Source organism: Edwardsiella sp. A.80236, assembly GCF_044540725.1.
In the GTDB taxonomy this organism is placed as follows: domain Bacteria; phylum Pseudomonadota; class Gammaproteobacteria; order Enterobacterales; family Enterobacteriaceae; genus Edwardsiella; species Edwardsiella tarda.
On sequence record NZ_JBIUCY010000076.1, the window covers coordinates 1 to 521 of the forward strand.

Annotated in this window: 1 protein-coding gene; it reads left to right on the forward strand. The window is 59.7% G+C overall.

Annotated elements, in window-relative coordinates:
- Positions 1-428, forward strand: a 428-nt coding sequence (locus ACEQFP_RS17550; protein ID WP_058662800.1) for a DUF3330 domain-containing protein, incomplete at its 5' end; no start/stop codon positions are given.
- Positions 429-521: the final 93 nt, after the last annotated feature.

Here is a 521-nt window from a genome sequence, read left to right on the forward strand (position 1 = left end):
CTGATGGATCCAACCCCTCCGCTGCTATAGTGCAGTCGGCTTCTGACGTTCAGTGCAGCCGTCTTCTGAAAACGACAATGGAGGTGGTAGCCGAGGGTGTGGAAACACCCGACTGCCTTGCGTGGTTGCGGCAGGCGGGTTGCGACACGGTGCAGGGTTTCCTGTTCGCCAGGCCGATGCCGGCGGCGGCCTTCGTCGGCTTCGTCAACCAATGGAGGAACACCACCATGAACGCCAATGAACCGAGCACCAGTTGCTGCGTGTGCTGCAAGGAAATCCCGCTCGATGCCGCCTTCACGCCGGAAGGGGCCGAGTACGTGGAGCATTTCTGCGGGCTGGAGTGCTATCAGCGCTTCCAGGCGCGGGCCAGCACTGCGACCGAAACCAGCGTCAAACCGGACGCTTGTGATTCGCCGCCGTCAGGTTGAGGCATACCCTAACTGGATTGTCATTTTCAGAAGACGACTGCACCAGTTGATTGGGCGTAATGGCTGTTGTGCAGCCAGCTCCTGACAGTTCAA